We start from the raw sequence: 16,397 nt of genomic DNA, 5'->3' as shown, positions 1-16,397 counted from the left end.
CGCGCAAGGACCTTCGACATCATGACCGATTCCGATCTCGACCTCGTCTATACGACGCTGTGCAACACGCTGACCCACGAAGGCGAGGCGCAGGCGTCGCTGTATCTCGCGCGTCTCGCGCTCTTGTGCCTGACCGAACTCGACGACTCGCGGCGCGCGTTGTCGTTGATCGAAGCGGCGAAGCTGCCGGTTGCCGCCACGGCCTGGCGCGGGTAAAAAAACCGCCTCCCTGGAGGCGGTTCGCTAGAGGCGGTAACGGCAATGCCGCAGCAGTGCGAGGGAATTACAGCCATCACAACAAAACGGGCGCTGGCAGACCGACCTCACTGCCTCGGATACAAGCCCAACGTACTCGCATGCAGCCGTGCGAGTCCGAGCAACGCATCCGTATAGGGCGTCGGCACGCGCGTCAGTTGCCCGAGTTCGCGCACCGCGCCGACCAGCGCATCGAGTTCGACCGCCTTGCCGGCCTGCACGTCCTGCAACATCGATGTCTTCATCGCGCCGAGTTTCAGCGTGACCGCGTGACGGTCGTCGGGCGCCTGGTCGATCGGGATGCCGAAGCGCGCGCCGATTTCCTTCGCCTCCAGCATGATGTGCGTGACGAAACCGCGCACGAGTTCGTCGCCGAGGATCCGGTCGGTCGTTGCGCCGGTGATCGCGCTGACCGGGTTCATCGTCATGTTGCCCCATAGCTTGAACCACACGTCGCGCTGGATCTGCGCCGAAGCCGTTGCATGGAAGCCCGCCGCCTGCAACAGCGCGGCGAGCAGCTCGACACGCTCGCTCGGCTTGCCCGACGCCTCGCCGACGATCAGCCCGTTGCCCTGGTGATGCCGGACCACGCCGGGCGCGTCGATCAGGCAACTGGCATGCACGACGCAGCCGACCGTCTGCGCGGCCGGGATCGCGGCGGTGATCGCGCCGTCGGGATCGATCGTCTTCAGGCGCTGGCCGGCGAGTTCGCCGCCCAGCCCGTCGCAGAACCACCACGGCACGCCGTTCATCGCCGTCAGCACGATCGTCTCGGGGCCGAGCAGCGGTTTGATATGCGCGGCCACGGTCGCCATCGCCGGGCCCTTCACCGCGATCACGACGAGTTCCTGCACGCCGAGATCGGCCGGCTTGTCGCTCGCCTTCACCTGCTCGGCGTAGATCACGCCGCCTTCGATCAGCCGCAGACCATGCTGGCGCACCGCGTCGAGCGTCGCGCCGCGCGCGACCACGCTGACCCGATGGCCCGCCTGCGCGAGCTTCACTCCCATCCAGCCGCCGATCGAGCCGGCGCCGTAGATCGCTACTTTCATCGCCTGAGTCCTTGCCTGTTGCTGTGATTATTGCAGCGTTGATTGTCGCGCTCTTTTACGCGTGGCTTCAATCATTGCCGGAAACTCGCATCGATCCGGTCGACCCGCCGCACCAGCGCATCGAACACGTCCTGCCCGGCGCCGTGGCGCGGATCGAACTGCAGCGCGTCGCGCGAGCAGCGAATCGCGACCTCCTCCGGCACCGGCCGAGCGCGGCCCATCGAGAACGTCGCCACCTGGACTTCGCACGCGCGATTCAGCGTCCACAGAATCGCGAAGGTCTGCGGCAACGTCCGGCCCCACGATAGCAGACCGTGGTTGCGCAGGATTACCGCCTGCCTGTCGCCGATATGCGCGAGCAGCCGCGGCCCCTCTTCCGCATGAATCGTGATGCCTTCAAAGTCGTGATACGCGATCCGGTCGTGCAACTGCGCGCTATAGAAGTTGGTCTGCTGCAGGCCCTCTTCGAGGCAGGCGACCGCGACGCCCGCCGTCGTATGCGTATGCATCACACAGTGCGCGTCGGGCAAGCCCTCGTGAAGCGCCGCATGCACCACGAAGCCAGCCGGATTCACCGGATACGGCGAGCCATCGAGCACGCGCCCCTGCGCGTCGATCTTCACCAGATTGCTCGCGGTCACTTCGCTGTAGTGCAGCCCGAACGGATTGATCAGGAACTGGCGCTCCGGGCCGCTGACGCTTTCGGGCACGCGCAGCGTGATGTGGTTGTAGATCATCTCGGTCCAACCGAGCAGATCGAAAATCCGGTAGCACGCGGCGAGTTGCACGCGCGTCTGCCATTCGTCCGGATGCATCGCGGCCGATCTGGGCGGGCTCGCCGGTTGCGCTTCGAGGGTCGTGGCCATCGTCGGTGTCTCCAAGTTTGTCGTTGTGACGGCGCGCCCGTGCGCGCCGCCCATCATATTCACGCGTGCCGTAACAGCGGCCCGAGCGCCGGAGCGCTTCAGGCGCCCGACACCACCGCCGCGATCGACGACGCGACATAGTCCGCGTTGCGCGCGTTCAGTCCGGCGACGCACATGCGGCCCGAGCGCAGCACGTACACCGCGTATTCGTTGCGCAGACGCTCGACCTGGCTTTCGGACAGGCCCGTATACGTGAACATGCCGCGCTGCGCGACATAGCGCGCGCGCATCACTTCATCGACGCGTCCGTCGAGCCCTGCGTGGATCACCTTGCGCATCGCCAGAATGCGCTCGCGCATCGCGCCGAGCTCGGCTTCCCACGACGCGCGCAGCGTCGCATCGGCGAGCACGTTGGCGACGAGGCGCGCGCCGTGCGTCGGCGGATTGCTGTAGTTCGCGCGCACCGCCGACATCAGCTGGCCCGCCACGCGCGCCGCTTCGTCGGCGCTCTTGCAGACCACGCTCAACGCGCCGACGCGCTCGCCGTAAAGCGAGAAATTCTTCGAGAACGAGTTCGCGACGATCAGCGGCACGTTCGCGTCGGCGAGCAGGCGCACCGGCGCGGCGTCTTCTTCGAGGCCCGCGCCGAAACCCTGGTAGGCCATGTCGACGAATGCGATCAGCTTGCGGCGCTGCAAAACCGGCACCAGTTCCGCCCATTGCGACGGGCTCAGATCGACGCCCGTCGGGTTATGGCAGCACGCGTGCAGCAGCACGATGCTCTTTTCCGGCAGCGTGTCGATTGCGGCGAGCATGTCGGCAAAGCGCAGGCCGCCCGTTTGCGCGTCGTAGTACGGATAGGTGTTGACCGTGAGGCCCGCGCCTTCGAACACCACGCGATGGTTTTCCCAGCTCGGATCGCTGATCCACATTTGCGAGCCGGGGAAATAACGCTTCAGGAAATCGGCGCCGACCTTCAGCGCGCCCGAGCCGCCGAGCGTTTGCAGCGTCGCGATCCGGCCTTCGGCGCGCGCCGCGCTGTGGGCGCCGAACACGAGCGCCTGCGCGGTGTCGCGATAGAGCGGCAGACCCGCCATCGGCAGATACGAGCGCGGGCCGATCGCGTCGAGCAGCGCGGTTTCGGCGCGGCGCACCGCGTCGATCACCGGCAGCTTGCCGGCGTCGTCGAAATAGATGCCGATGCTGAGGTTGACCTTGTTCGGCCGGGGGTCCAGCTGAAAGTCTTCGTTCAGGCTCAGAATCGGGTCGCCCGGATAGGCGGGAATATGGTCGAACATGACGGGTCCTTGAAGACGGCCTCTGCAGGCCTGTTGTAGCGGTCGTCCGCGCGCCGCGGGACGACAGGGCAAACCTTGAGTCTAAGCGGGTTTGCCGGGCCAAGTCGACCCGCACAAGTGTCGGTCGTCGACGCGCCGCGCACAATCAATCGATTTTTCATGATTCGTAAGTTTTTCTTTAGAATCGATCGTATGCCTCTTACCCGCGTCACGATCCGTCAATTCGAAGCGTTCCTCGCCATCGTCGATCTGCACAGCATCGGCGCGGCGGCGCAGCGGCTCGGGCTGACCTCGTCGGCGGTCAGCCAGTTGCTTGCCGAACTCGAAACGGAGCTCGGCTTCCGGCTGTTCGATCGCACCACGCGGCGCGTCGCGCTGTCCAGCGCGGGGCAGGACTTTCTGGCGTCGGCCGAATCGGTGCTGCGCCACGTGCGCGCAGCCGCCCAATCCGCCGACGATATCCGCAACCGCGCGGCCGGCATCGTGCGGGTCGGCGCGCCGCTCGTCATCGCGTCGACGGCGCTGCCCGCGGCGATCGCCGAATACGCGCGCGACAAGCCGAAGGTGGTCGTGCGCGTCTGCGATACCGTGGTCGAGCAACTGGTGGAGCGCGTCGAGAGCGGCGACATCGATCTCGCGATCGGCCCGGACCGGCAAAGCGGGCCGCGCGTGCGCTCCGAGCCCGCGTTCGCGAGTCCGTGGGTCATGTGGTGCTCGGCCGCGCATCCGCTCGCCGCGCGCCGCCGCGTGCAGTGGCAGCATCTGCGCGACGTGCCGATCGTCGCGACCGGCCGCGACCACGAGCGCGCGGTCGACCAGATGCTCGCCAATCTGCCGGTCGAGGCGCGCATCATTCCCGTCGATGTCGTCGACAACGTGACCACCGCGTTCGGCCTCGCCGCGCAAAGGCTGGCGGTCACGCTCGCGCCAGCCTATGTCGCACCGCTCGCGCGGACCTTCGGGCTCGTGATGAAGCGCATCGTCGATCCTGAAACGATTCGCGAGGTGTGCGTGTATCGATCGACCGAGCGTGCGCTGTCGCCATCGGCCGACGGCTTCGCGGATTTCGTGATGCCGTGGTTGAAACGCTGGGATCGGGAGGCGCAGGCCGAGGCGCGGGGTAAGCGGAGTTGAAGCGGAGTTGAAGCGAACTCGAAGCGCGATGCGACGCGCGCTTCGGCGTGAGTTTCGACAGATGTGCAGCTAGGGCTGCATACACAACGCGAACAGTTGCCGCTGATTAGAAATCCCGAGCCGCGCGTACGCGCGCTTCTGGTACGTGACGACGCTCGCCGGCTTCACGCCCATCTGCCCGGCGATCTCGGCCGCGCTAGCGCCATCGAGCGTGCCACGCAACACGTCGAGCTCGCGCGGCGTCAGCGTCGGACATGCGCGCCGCACGCGCGCGAGCATCGCCGCACCGGTGCCCTGCTGATGTTGCCCGTTCAGCGCGTATTGGCCCTTCGCCGCATGCGCGAACAGCGGCGCGACGCTTTCGATCCGCTCCAGTTCGCCCGGCGCGAACACGCCGTACGCGCGGTCGCGATACAGGTTGATCGACAGCCACACGCTATCCGCCGGCTGCACGAGCAACGACAGCCGGTCGGATACGTTCGGCTGCGCGTAGCAGGCCGCGCGATACGCTTCGTTTTCGATTTCGTCGCCGCGCTGCTGATGCAGCACCAGCGCATCGCGCGAAGCGGTGCGCCGGCTGTGGTTCGATTGACCGATGACCGCGCGATTGCCGTCGAGCGCATAGAAATGCGCGGCGTAGCGTTCGGCGACGTCGCGCAGAAAATGCCCGCCGCGATGGTCGGCCGCCGACACCGTACGGGGCCGCGCGTCGAACTCATACGCGAAGATCGTGCACTGTGAGACGGGCAGCGACAACGTTTCGCCAACCGTCAGCAGAATGCTCGCGGCGAGCGCGTCGGCATCCGGGTGGGAGATCGCCATGACGAGGTCGGTGGCGCGCGCGGTGCTGATCTGACCGCTGCGCTGCGGTGATGCGAGGCGCCAGGAACGCATGATGGGGATTCGTGCTTGCGCTGCGTGAATTGGGTTGCGGCAAGCGTAGCACAGCGGGCACGCGGTGGCCCACCGGCGTGATCGCCGGCCTGGCGATGCTTTATCGCCGGGTAAACGCCCCCCGCTGCAACGCGACCGTCCTCGGCAATTCGATCGTAAAGGTCGTGCCGGACTCGTCCGTGGATACGACGCTGACGTCGCCGCCATGCATGCGCGCGATCTCCTGCACGATATGCAGACCGAGCCCGAGCCCTTCGCGTGAGCGCGCGCCGTTGCCGTTCGACGCGAACGCCTTGAACAGATGCGGAAACAGCTCCGCCGGAATCGTGCCGCGATTGGACACCTTCAGGCGCACGCAATCCTCGGCGTCGCCATCGACCTCCACGCCGATATCGCCCTCCGGCGCCCCATGATGCAGCGCATTGCTGACGAGATTCGACACCGCCTGCCACACGAGATCGGTATCCCACGCGCCGGCCGTATTGCCGGTGCAGGTGAACACGATCTGCTTGCCGCTCTTCTGCGATGCGAATTCGTCGATGACCGAGCGGCACAGCGTCGCGAGCTCGATCGAGCGCGGCTGCAACGGCAGACGTCCGCCTTGCAGGCGCGCGAGGTTCAGCAGCTGATCGACCATCCGCGCCATGCGCAGGGCGCTGTTCTTCACGCGCGCGGCGACGGTTGCGGCCTGCTCGTCGGCGGCCGTGCGCATCAGGTATTCCGCCGACGCCAGCACCGCGCCGAGCGGCGTGCGCAGATCATGGCTGAGCACCGCCATCAGCATTTCGTTCGCTTCGAGCATCTGGCGCGTCGTCACCAGTTGCGCGGCGAGCTCGCGCTTCTGCTGCTCCAGCTGCACGAACACGTCGACCTTCGACTGCAGGATGCGCGGATCGAACGGCTTGTACAGGAAGTCGACCGCGCCTGCCTCATAGCCACGGAACGTGCGCGACGCGTCCTGCGCGGTCGCGCTCAGGAAGATGATCGGAACGTGCGACGTGCGCGGGCTGCCGCGCATCAGCGCGGCCAGCTCGAAGCCGTTCATGCCGGGCATATTGACGTCGAGAATCGCCAGCGCGACTTCGTGCTTGAGCAGCAGATCGAGCGCGGCGGTGCCGCAGTCGGCGACCAGCACCGCGACGTCAGGCCGCGCGAGCAACGCTTCCAGCGCGGTGATGTTGTGGACGATGTCGTCGACGATCAGGATGTTCACAGGTGAGTTCGTCATGGCCCCGGATCAGAGGGAAGTCGGCAGCGCGGCAAGGCGCTTCGCCAGGGTTTCGGGATTGTAGATCGCGTCGGCCGCGCCGCGCTCGATCGCCGCGCGCGGCATCTCCGGTGCACCGGCGCTGCCGGGGTCCTGCACCCACGCGGTGCCGCCGAGCGCGCGCACGCGTTCGAGCCCCTGCGCGCCGTCGTCGTTGGCGCCGGACAGCAGGATCGCGAGCAGCCGCTCGCCGTACACCGCGGCGGCCGATTCGAACAGCACGTCGATCGACGGCCGCGAGAAGCGCACCGCCGCAGCGGTCGACAGCGCGACTGTGCGGTCCACTTCGACGAGCATGTGATAACCGGCCGGCGCGACGTACACGCGGCCCGGCAGGATCAGCTCCCCCGCATCGGGTTCGAGCACCGGCAGCGCGCAGCGATGCGCGATCGCCGGCACCAGATAGCTCGGCGAATCGGGCGGCAGATGCGCGACGATCATCACGGCTGCCGCGAAGCGCGCGGGCAGCGCGGCGAGCAGCACCTTGAGCACCTCGATGCCGCCCGCCGACCCGCCGATCACGACCAGTTGATAGCCGCGCCGCGCGTGCGCCCGCGCGGCGGTGCCGGCGTCGGCGGCCTGGGTGGGCGGGGGTTCACTGGTCGAGCGTGGCATCGCGACCTCGCTAACGCTTCTGATAAATGCGTTCGGCCGCGCGAAACTCGTCGAACGCCGGGTAGTGATGTGAAAACCGCAGGGTTTCCTTGCTGCCCAGGCCGAGAAAGCCGCGCCGCACCAGTGCGTTCTCGAACAGCCCCAACGCGCGATCCTGCAAGCCGCGATCGAAATAGATCAGCACGTTGCGGCACGACACCAGATGCGCTTCGAGGAACACTTCGTCGGTGGACAGGCTGTGATCGGCGAACACCACGCGCTCTTTGAGCGAGCCGGCAAAGCGCGCGCCGCCATACGCTGCATGATAGTAGTCCGACAGCGAACGCGTGCCGCCCGCCGCCAGATAGTTCTGCGTGAAGCCCTGGATGCGTTCGAGTGCGTAGATGCCCGCCTCCGCGCGCGCGAGCGCGTCGGGGTTGATGTCGGTCGCGTAGAACAGCGTGCGCTCGGTGAGACCCTCCTCGTCGAACAGGATCTTCAGCGACCACAGCTCCTCGCCGGTGCTGCATCCGGCGACCCACACCTTGATCGACGGGTAGGTGCGCAAACGCGGCAGCACGTGCTCGCGCAGCGCGAGGAAATACGACGGATCACGAAACATGTCGCTGACCTGCACGGTAAGGTAGCGGAACAGCCGCGAAAACTCGTAGCCGTCGCGCATGATGCGGTCCTGCAATTGCGACAGCGTCTCCACGTTGAATTCATCGAGCGCCTGCGTGAGGCGGCGGCGCAGCGACGACATCGCGTAGTGGCGAAAGTCGTGCTGATACTTCAGATAGATCGCCTCGAGCAGCAGCCGCAGCTCGATGTCGAAATCGCTGATGCGGTGCGGTACGTCAGATGCGGACGGTTTCATCGCATTGCTCGCTTGCGTGCCAACGCTCGCGCCGTCAGCGCTGCCGCAGCCACACGCGGCACAGCGCGACGAGCTTGTCGACGTCGATCGGTTTCGACACGTAGTCGTCGGCACCCGCTTCGAGGCAGCGCGTGCGATCGTTCGCCATCGCCTTCGCGGTCAGCGCGATGATCGGCAGATGCGCGAAGCGCGGATTGCGGCGAATCTCGCCCATCGCGGTCAGGCCGTCCATCTCGGGCATCATGATGTCCATCAGCACCAGATGCACTTCCGGCCCGTTCTCCAGTTCGTCGAGCGCCTCGCGGCCGTTGCGCGCGATCAGCAGTTTCGCGCCGAGCGGCTCCAGCACGTGCGACAGCGCGAAGATGTTGCGCACGTCGTCTTCGGCGAGCAGGATCGTGCGGCCCTCGAACGCATTGTCGCGTTGCCGCACGGTGCGCAGCATGCGCTGCTGCTCCGGCGCGAGCGACGACTCGACGCTATGCAGAAACAGCGTGACTTCATCGAGCAGACGCTCCGGCGATTTCGCGCCCTTGATGATGATCGACTTCGAGTAGCGGCGCAGCCGGTGCTCCTCTTCGTCGGACAGCATGCGGCCCGTGTAGACGATCACCGGCAGTGATGCATGCGCGCTGTTCGCGGCGAGGCGTTCGAGCAGATCGTAGCCGGTGCCGTCCGGCAGCGCGAGATCGGTGACGACGCAGTCGAACGTCAGCGCCGACAGTTGCTCGAACGCCTCGGCGAGCGTCGCGACCGCGACGATCTCGGTGTTCTCGCTTTGCAGCAGCGCGCGGATGCTTTCGCGCATCGGTGCGTCGTCCTCGATCACCAGCACGCGCTTCAGGCGCTGTTGCAGCCGCGCTTCGAGGCGGCGGATCGCGGCCTCCATCGTCGAGCGCGCGGTCGGCTTCAGCGTGTAGCCGATCGCGCCGAGGTGCAGCGCCTTGTCGGCGTGATCGGTGGCCGACACGATATGGATCGGAATATGGCGAGTCAGCGGATCGTTCTTCAGCCATTCGAGCACCGTGAGGCCCGAGCGGTCCGGCAGACCGACGTCGAGCAGCACCGCGGCCGGCCGCATGTCGCGCACCAGCGCGAGGCCGCTCGCGGCATCGCTCGCGTGCACGAAGTCGAAGTCGAGTTCGTGCACGAGATCGCGCAGAATCGCGGCGAACGGCGGATCGTCTTCGACCGCGACGATCAGACGGCCCGCGCGGGTGCGATGGTCGCGATCGTCGGCTATCGACGCGGCGGCGGGCTCGGCGGCGCCGGGCAGCAAGGCTTCGCGCGACGCGGTGGGCGGCGCCCGGCTTGCCAGACCATTCGCTGGCGGGATCACCGCGGGGGGTGCGCTGTCCGCGCTCACGCGCGCCTCGCGCGCATCGAGCGGCAGCCACAGCGAAAACACGCTGCCCTTGCCGACTTCGCTCGCCACCGTGATGCGCCCGCCCAGCAACCGCGAGAACTCGCGCGAAATCGACAGCCCGAGGCCGCTGCCCCCATATTGACGGCTCGTCGAGCCATCGGCCTGCTGGAACGCCTCGAAGATCAGGTCGAGCTTGTCGGCCGGAATACCGATGCCCGAATCGCGCACGTCGAAGCGCAGCACGTTGTCCTCGACCCTGGCGACCTCGAGCGTGACCTCGCCGCGCTCGGTGAACTTCACCGCGTTCGACAGCAGGTTGCGCAGGATCTGCGTGAGCCGCTGGCCATCGGTGACGAACGTATCGGGCGTGCCCGGCAACTTGTCGAAGGCGAGACGCAAGTGCTTGGTCGTCGCGATCGGACGAACCATTTCTTCGAGCGATTGCAGCGTCGCCTCGATCGACACCGTTTCGTGCTCGACCGTCAATTGACCCGCCTCGACCTTCGACAGGTCGAGAATGTCGTTGATCAGCACGAGCAGATCGCTGTTCGACGCGTGGATCGTCTCCGCGTAGCGCACCTGCTCGTCGGTCAGATTGCCGCTGCGATTCTGCTGCAGCAGCTTCGCGAGAATCAGCGAGCTGTTCAGCGGCGTGCGCAATTCGTGCGACATGTTCGCGAGGAACTCGGATTTGTAGCGGCTCGACTGTTCGAGGCGCTCCGCATTGGCCGCCAGATCGTTCTGTACGCGCAGCAGATCCGATTTTTGCCGCTCCAGCCGCAGCGCGTATTCCTCGAGCCGCACGTTGGTCTGTTCGAGCTCGGCCTGCTGCGCTTCGAGGCGCCGTTGCGATTCCAACAGCGCGCGGCCGCGTTCCTCGAGCCCTTCGTTGGAGACCCGCAACTCCTCCTGCTGGACCTGCAACTCCTCGTTCAGCTGCTGCGTCTCGGCGAGCGCATCCTGCAGGCGTTCGCGATACAGCGCCGCCTCGAGAAAATTGCCCATGCTGTGGCGGATCAGCTCCATGAACTCTTCGTCGCGCGGCGTCACCTCGCGCAGGAAGCCCATTTCGACGACGCCGTTGACCTGGCCGTCGTTGTCGATCGGCAGGATCAGCAGATTGCGCGGCGCACCGCTGCCCGTCGCCGACACGACCCGCACGTAATCGGCCGGCACATCGCGCAACACCAGCGTGCGGCGCGAGCGCGCGGCCTGGCCGACCAGCGTTTCACCCTCTTCGAAACTCAGAGCGGCCGTCTGCTCGCTGTCACGGCTATAGCCGTAAGCGGCGATGCGGCGCAGCGTGCCGCTCTGCCTGTCGCGCACGTACAGCGCGGCGACGAGCGCATCGAGATATTGGGCGAGAAACTCGAGCATCGCGCGGCCGACGAGCGGCGCGCTCGTCTGGCCGACGACCTTGTCCGCGAGCAGGCGCTGGCCCGAGCGCAACCAGACCTGCTGCTCGAGCAGCGCGGTCTGTTCGGCCTGACGGCGCAGCACGTCGTCATAGGTCTCGGACAGGTCCAGCAGTTCGCGACGGCCTCGCCACGCTAGCAGGCCGCTGACGACGAGGCTGAACAGCAGGAACACGCCGACCAGCGTCGCCGTCACGTTGCGCGTCGCTTCGACGCGCTGCTGGCGCAAGCGCAATTCGACGTCGAGAAAATCGCCGAATTCGCGGCGCGTTTCGTCGAATTCGAGCTTGCCGCGCCCCGCAGCGATCGCGCTCTCATAGTCCTGGTTGCGGCGGCGCGCGTCGATGATCTGTTCGGCGAAGCGGCTCCAACGCTCCTGCGAGGCCTCGATCTGCTTGAGCCGCTCGATTTGCGGCGGGTTGTCGGCGACCTGCTTTTTCAACGCTTCGAGCTGTGCCTTGAATTTCGGGCCGCCGTTTTCATACGGCGCGAGGAAACTCTCGTTACCGGTGATCAGAAAGCCGCGCATCGACGATTCGCGATCCACCGCGAGCCGCAGCATTTCGTTGGCGTCGCCGATCACGCGCCCGGAGTGCTCGGCCCAGTTCATCGTCGACACGAGATACGCGATCAAGCCGACGAACAGCGCCATCGTGACGAGGCCGACGCCCAAAGGCAGCGCGATATTGCGGCGAAGGATGCGGCGGAAACGGAGTTGATCGACGGCCGGCGATGCGGTCATTTTTTCTGTAAGTGGCATGGCGAATCGGGTCGATGCGGAATATCTTTCGGGTCTGCGCACGGTGTCGAGTGCCGCGATGCGACCGCTGTCATCATACAAGGACGACCCGCACGCGCGCGACGCGGAATGCCAAAAACAACCTGGCCGGCTAACACCGGCCAGGCTCCTGCATCGACGCGCCGCGTTTCAGCTACGCTCAGCACCGTTCAGCGGCTAACGCGGCAGCGCATCAGCGCAACCGGCTCGGCCCGCTCAGGCCGGCACCGATTCCGCCTGCGCCGCGCGCGACCACACGCGATGCTGTCCGGCGGCCTTGATGAACGCCTTCAACACATCGGCGGACTGCGAGTCCTCGCCGGTCGCGACGCCCTCCGGCTGCGCGGGCAACTGCGCGGCCGCGAGCAGGTCGCGCCCCGCGCCGAGCGCCGCGATCGCCTTCAGATGCTTGAACGCTTCGAGCACGAAGTGCCGCGCATCGCCCGATTGCGACAGTGCCTTCGCCCCCTCCTCGCCGCCGACGACGATCACCGCGTCGAACATCACCGATGGCAGCCCGGCGATCGTCGCGTCGGGCGCGAGGCCATCGATCTCGGCGAGCGTCGGCGCGATCAGCATCGGCGTTGCGCCTTCACCCGTGAGCGCCTGCTGCAACTGTTTGATCGCCGCGCCATCGGAGCCGGGTGCGGCGAGCAGCGCGATCTTGCGGGTCTTGATGCCGGGCTTCACGCGATTGAGCAGACTCAACGCCGGCGACGTCTTCGGCCCGACGAGTTTCGCCGTGCCCTTTTTCGGCGCCGGCAAGCCGAGTCCTTCGGCGACCTTCGCGGCGAGATCGGCGTCGAAGTTCGCGAGAATCTCGTTGACCTGACGCGCGCGAATCTCGGGCTTGGTCACCTTGCCGAGCTCGAACTGATAGGCCGCCGCGATATGGTCTTTTTCCGGCTGCGACATGCTGTTGTAGAACAACGCGGCCTGCGAGAAATGATCGGCGAACGAGTCGCCGCGCACGCGAATCTTCGTGCCCTCGACGCGTTCCTGATGGCTGTCGAAGCCGCCATCTTCAGCGGCCGGATCGGTTTCCTTCGGCCAGCCGTCGTTCAGCGAGTTCGGCTCGTACGACGCCTGGCCGACATGGATCGCCTGCCGATGCATCGCATCGCGCTGATTGTTGACGGATGGACAGACCGGCCGGTTGATCGGAATCTCGTGAAAGTTCGGGCCACCGAGGCGGCTGATCTGAGTGTCCGTGTACGAGAACAAACGCCCCTGCAGCAACGGATCGTTGGTGAAATCGATGCCCGGCACGATATGCCCCGGATGGAACGCGGCCTGTTCGGTCTCGGCGAAGAAGTTGTCCGGATTGCGATTGAGCGTCATCTTGCCGATGATTTTCACCGGCACCAGCTCTTCCGGAATCAGCTTGGTCGGATCGAGCAGGTCGAAATCGAACTTGTGCTCGTCGGCTTCCTCGACGATCTGCACGCCCAGTTCGTACTCCGGATAGTCGCCGCGCTCGATCGCTTCCCATAGGTCGCGGCGGTGAAAGTCCGGGTCCTTGCCCGCGAGCTTCTGCGCTTCGTCCCACAGCAGCGAATACGAGCCGAGCACGGGACGCCAGTGGAACTTGACGAAACGAGCTTTGCCCTGCGCATTGACGAAGCGGAACGTGTGAACGCCGAAGCCTTCCATCGTCCGAAAGCTGCGCGGAATCGCGCGGTCCGACATCGTCCACAGCACCATGTGCGCCGATTCGGGCACGAGCGAGACGAAGTCCCAGAACGTGTCGTGCGCGGACCCGCCGGTCGGCATTTCGTTCGGTGCTTCCGGTTTCACCGCGTGCACGAAGTCAGGAAACTTGATCGCGTCCTGGATGAAGAACACCGGCATGTTGTTGCCGACCAGATCGAAATTGCCTTCCTGCGTGTAGAACTTCGTCGCGAAGCCGCGCACGTCGCGCACGGTGTCGGCAGAGCCGCGCGGACCTTGCACGGTCGAGAAACGCACATAGACCGGCGTTGCGGCGGCCGGGTCCTGCAAAAATGCGGCCTTGGTGTACTCGCGCATCGATTCGTAGACCTTGAAGACACCATGCGCGGCCGAGCCACGCGCGTGCACGATCCGTTCGGGAATGCGCTCGTGGTCGAAGTGCGTGATCTTTTCACGCATGATGAAATCTTCCAGCAGCGATGGACCGCGCGGTCCCGCCCGCAATGTGTTCTGGTTGTCGGCAATCTTGACGCCCTGATTGGTCCTCAGGGCCTCGCCTTGCGGCTTCACGCGATTGCGTTCGAGATCGTTCGATTTCGCGTCGTTCGACTGCGCTGCCCCGTTTGCCTGGGCCGCGGCCTTCTGGGTATTCGCCTTACCTGCCATGGGGATCGACTCCTTGTGTTCAGGCGCGCGGCGACGGAGGCGTCGCGGCGCGCGATCACAGAGTCAGCAAGGGCTATTCCCACCAAGTCACGGCGCATTGGCTGCGCGGCGGCGGTGCGTCAGAACCGGTAGTTGATCGACACGTCGGCGACGCCGGTCGCGCGGCTGCGCGTGATCGGACTGTTGCCCGCGCTGCCGACGAGCTGCTCGAACGCGCCGTCGGCGGTCGCGAACCAGTGCTTGCTGAACAGCCAGATCGCGCTGACGCCGAAACCCACCGACTTGAAGCCCGCGCTCGCGTGATACTGCGGATACTGCGAGTGCGCGGCCTGCTCCTGATTGACTCCGAACCAGCTGTTCATGTAATTGGAGTCCGCGAGCACCACGTTCGGGCCGGCGAACCAAATGAACTGCTTCGTGCTGCCGGGCATCGGCATATAGGCGCCGAGATCGCCGATCCAGCCGTTCGATCCGCCGAAATAGCGGCGGATATCGGCGCGCAGGACGAGCGGAAAATCCTTCGACACGACGTACTCGCCCGAAAGCTTCAGACCGGGCGCCGGGTTGATGTTGCCGAGCCCGTTGAGTTCCTGCGGATCGTCCTGGCCGCGTCGCCCGAGGTCGTAGACCGCGGCGAGACTCATGCGCCAGTTCTCGCCCTGTGCGAAATTCACGCCGAAGCCTTCGCCGCTCGACAGAAAGAACAGATCCTTGTAGCGCACGTCGATGCTCGGGCCGGTCACCAGGTGATAGCGGTCCGATCCTTCGAAGCGCGGCTGGAACGACGTGGCCACGCCGAAGCGCAGTTGCCAGTCGGGAATGTTCGGCTGCCACATCTTCTGCAGCGGAATGCCCACCGAATATTGCCATTCGCCGAGCGGCGACGGCGTCTGCGCGAAGACCACACCCGGCACGCAGGCCATCGCGCCCAAGGTCGCGGCGACGAGCGAGCCCGCCGCGATGCCGGTTTGTTTATGGCGAGGCATGGCGCCCCGCTTCTTTCTACGGCTGTTGACCACCGGAAGCCTCCAATTTCGCTCGTCGCGATGAGGTTAGGTTTGCGCCCGGGGTCCAGCGCGGACCCAAAAACGCGGACGACCGCCGCGCTGTTACTTACGGCGTGTAATTTTTCCAATCGATGAAGCGGGCAGCGCGATGTGCACGAGGCGCGGCGAGCCCGCATGACCCCCGCGCTCGTGTGGCCACTGCGCATAGTCCTTGCGCGCCGCGGTGACGTGGACAATGGCCAACGGAACATTGCTGCGCAAGATATGCGCCAACTCTGTGGAAGATTGGTGACGAGCGCGACGCAAGGCGTAACCCGAAGACGGTCCGGCGCTGCGGCGGCGCCGCTGGCGCCGCCGTTCAGAGGGATTATTGCCCTGCTTCGACGAGCACCGGCTTGTCGCGATACAGGTTGGGGAACAGGCGTTTCAGGTTGGCGATTTTCGGCATGTCATTGAACACGATGTAGGCCGAATCGGGATGCAAGGTCAGATAGTTCTGGTGATACGACTCGGCCGGATAGAAGCCCTTGTAGGGCTCCGTCTTCGTGACGATCGGCGCGGGGAACACGTGCGACTTGTCGAGCTGCGCAATGTAGCTTTGCGCGACGTGCCGTTGCGCGTCGTTCAGCGGAAAGATCGCGGAGCGGTATTGCGTGCCGCTGTCGGGCCCCTGACGATTCAGCTCGGTCGGGTCCTGAACCACCGAGAAATACACCTGCAGCAACTGGCCGTAGGTGACCTTGCCAGGATCGAACGTGACCTGCACCGATTCGGCGTGCCCCGTCTCGCCGCCGCTGACGGTCTCGTACTGCGCAGTGTCGCGTGAGCCGCCCGAGTAGCCGGACACCGCCCGCGTGACACCACGCACATGCTGGAACACCCCCTGGACGCCCCAGAAGCAGCCACCCGCGAACACCGCGGTTTCCTCGTGCGCGGTGCTGGCCGGGATCGGTTCGTCGAGCGCGGGCGGCGCGATCACGACGGCGCTCTCCGCCGCGAACGCGACGCGCTGCGCGAGCGGCAACGCGAGCGCGGCCGCGCCTAGCAGCAACGACAACACGGCCGCGCGCGTGCGTTTCGAGGTGCCGCCGAACGATGTAAGGAATTGCGGTCTGTTGCGAGTCATGATGGTCGCTCCGGAAAAGTGCCGGCGCCCGCCCGCTTTGGCACGGTGCTGCCACGGCCGCATGCGGGTGCGCCGAAGCTTCGTCGCGCGGGCGCGGCGTTTATGACAGCATGCGCGCTTTCGCGGCCGGC

At 66.0% G+C, this 16,397-nt stretch carries 13 protein-coding genes; 2 read left to right on the top strand and 11 right to left on the bottom strand.

Annotation, left to right across the window (positions count from 1 at the left end; genetic code table 11):
* The first annotated feature begins 21 nt into the window (after positions 1-21).
* Positions 22-216: a hypothetical protein gene (locus HDG34_RS11330; protein WP_184060028.1), complete on the top strand. Its 195-nt coding sequence runs from the start codon at positions 22-24 to the stop codon at positions 214-216.
* 107 nt (positions 217-323) lie between these two features.
* Here the strand turns inward: HDG34_RS11330 and HDG34_RS11325 are convergent, their stop codons facing one another.
* The 3 genes from HDG34_RS11325 to HDG34_RS11315 all read right to left on the bottom strand — a co-directional run bounded on the left by HDG34_RS11325 (position 324) and on the right by HDG34_RS11315 (position 3,471).
* Complete coding sequence (locus tag HDG34_RS11325) at positions 324-1,307, bottom strand: 2-dehydropantoate 2-reductase (protein ID WP_184060025.1); 984 nt, start codon at positions 1,305-1,307, stop codon at positions 324-326.
* A gap of 71 nt (positions 1,308-1,378) precedes the next feature.
* Positions 1,379-2,173, bottom strand: coding sequence for a class II aldolase/adducin family protein (locus HDG34_RS11320; protein WP_184060023.1), 795 nt, complete (start codon positions 2,171-2,173; stop codon positions 1,379-1,381).
* A gap of 98 nt (positions 2,174-2,271) precedes the next feature.
* Complete coding sequence (locus HDG34_RS11315; protein WP_184060021.1) at positions 2,272-3,471, bottom strand: amino acid aminotransferase; 1,200 nt, start codon at positions 3,469-3,471, stop codon at positions 2,272-2,274.
* A 192-nt stretch (positions 3,472-3,663) separates the two neighbouring features.
* On the opposite strand from HDG34_RS11315, the gene HDG34_RS11310 reads away from it, so the two are divergent.
* Complete coding sequence (locus HDG34_RS11310; protein ID WP_184060019.1) at positions 3,664-4,605, top strand: LysR family transcriptional regulator; 942 nt, start codon at positions 3,664-3,666, stop codon at positions 4,603-4,605.
* 69 nt (positions 4,606-4,674) lie between these two features.
* Here HDG34_RS11310 and HDG34_RS11305 read toward each other — a convergent pair whose 3' ends face one another.
* From HDG34_RS11305 to msrA, 8 genes are all read right to left on the bottom strand, one after another.
* Positions 4,675-5,499 (bottom strand): helix-turn-helix transcriptional regulator, encoded by an 825-nt coding sequence (locus tag HDG34_RS11305; RefSeq protein WP_184060017.1) that lies wholly within the window; start codon positions 5,497-5,499, stop codon positions 4,675-4,677.
* 100 nt (positions 5,500-5,599) lie between these two features.
* Entirely contained in the window at positions 5,600-6,727 is a 1,128-nt protein-coding gene (locus HDG34_RS11300; protein ID WP_184060015.1) for a hybrid sensor histidine kinase/response regulator, read from the bottom strand.
* 9 nt (positions 6,728-6,736) lie between these two features.
* Positions 6,737-7,381, bottom strand: a complete 645-nt coding sequence (locus tag HDG34_RS11295) for a chemotaxis protein CheB (protein ID WP_184060013.1) — start codon at positions 7,379-7,381, stop codon at positions 6,737-6,739.
* Between the two features lie 10 nt (positions 7,382-7,391).
* Positions 7,392-8,237: a protein-glutamate O-methyltransferase CheR gene (locus HDG34_RS11290; protein ID WP_184060011.1), complete on the bottom strand. Its 846-nt coding sequence runs from the start codon at positions 8,235-8,237 to the stop codon at positions 7,392-7,394.
* A 34-nt stretch (positions 8,238-8,271) separates the two neighbouring features.
* On the bottom strand, positions 8,272-11,760 hold the full coding sequence (locus HDG34_RS11285; protein ID WP_184060309.1) for a response regulator: 3,489 nt from the start codon (positions 11,758-11,760) through the stop codon (positions 8,272-8,274).
* A gap of 252 nt (positions 11,761-12,012) precedes the next feature.
* Complete coding sequence (gene katE / locus HDG34_RS11280; protein ID WP_184060009.1) at positions 12,013-14,133, bottom strand: catalase HPII; 2,121 nt, start codon at positions 14,131-14,133, stop codon at positions 12,013-12,015.
* A 119-nt stretch (positions 14,134-14,252) separates the two neighbouring features.
* On the bottom strand, positions 14,253-15,152 hold the full coding sequence (locus HDG34_RS11275) for a MipA/OmpV family protein (protein ID WP_184060007.1): 900 nt from the start codon (positions 15,150-15,152) through the stop codon (positions 14,253-14,255).
* 355 nt (positions 15,153-15,507) lie between these two features.
* A complete protein-coding gene (gene msrA / locus HDG34_RS11270) occupies positions 15,508-16,266 on the bottom strand; it encodes a peptide-methionine (S)-S-oxide reductase MsrA (protein WP_184060005.1) in 759 nt (252 codons plus the stop codon).
* Positions 16,267-16,397 lie beyond the last annotated feature (131 nt).

Source organism: Paraburkholderia sp. HC6.4b (assembly GCF_014200875.1).
Classification (GTDB): Bacteria; Pseudomonadota; Gammaproteobacteria; order Burkholderiales; family Burkholderiaceae; genus Paraburkholderia; species Paraburkholderia tuberum.
The sequence above is the reverse complement of the archived record's forward strand: the minus strand, read 5'-3'. Positions and strand labels throughout refer to the sequence as shown.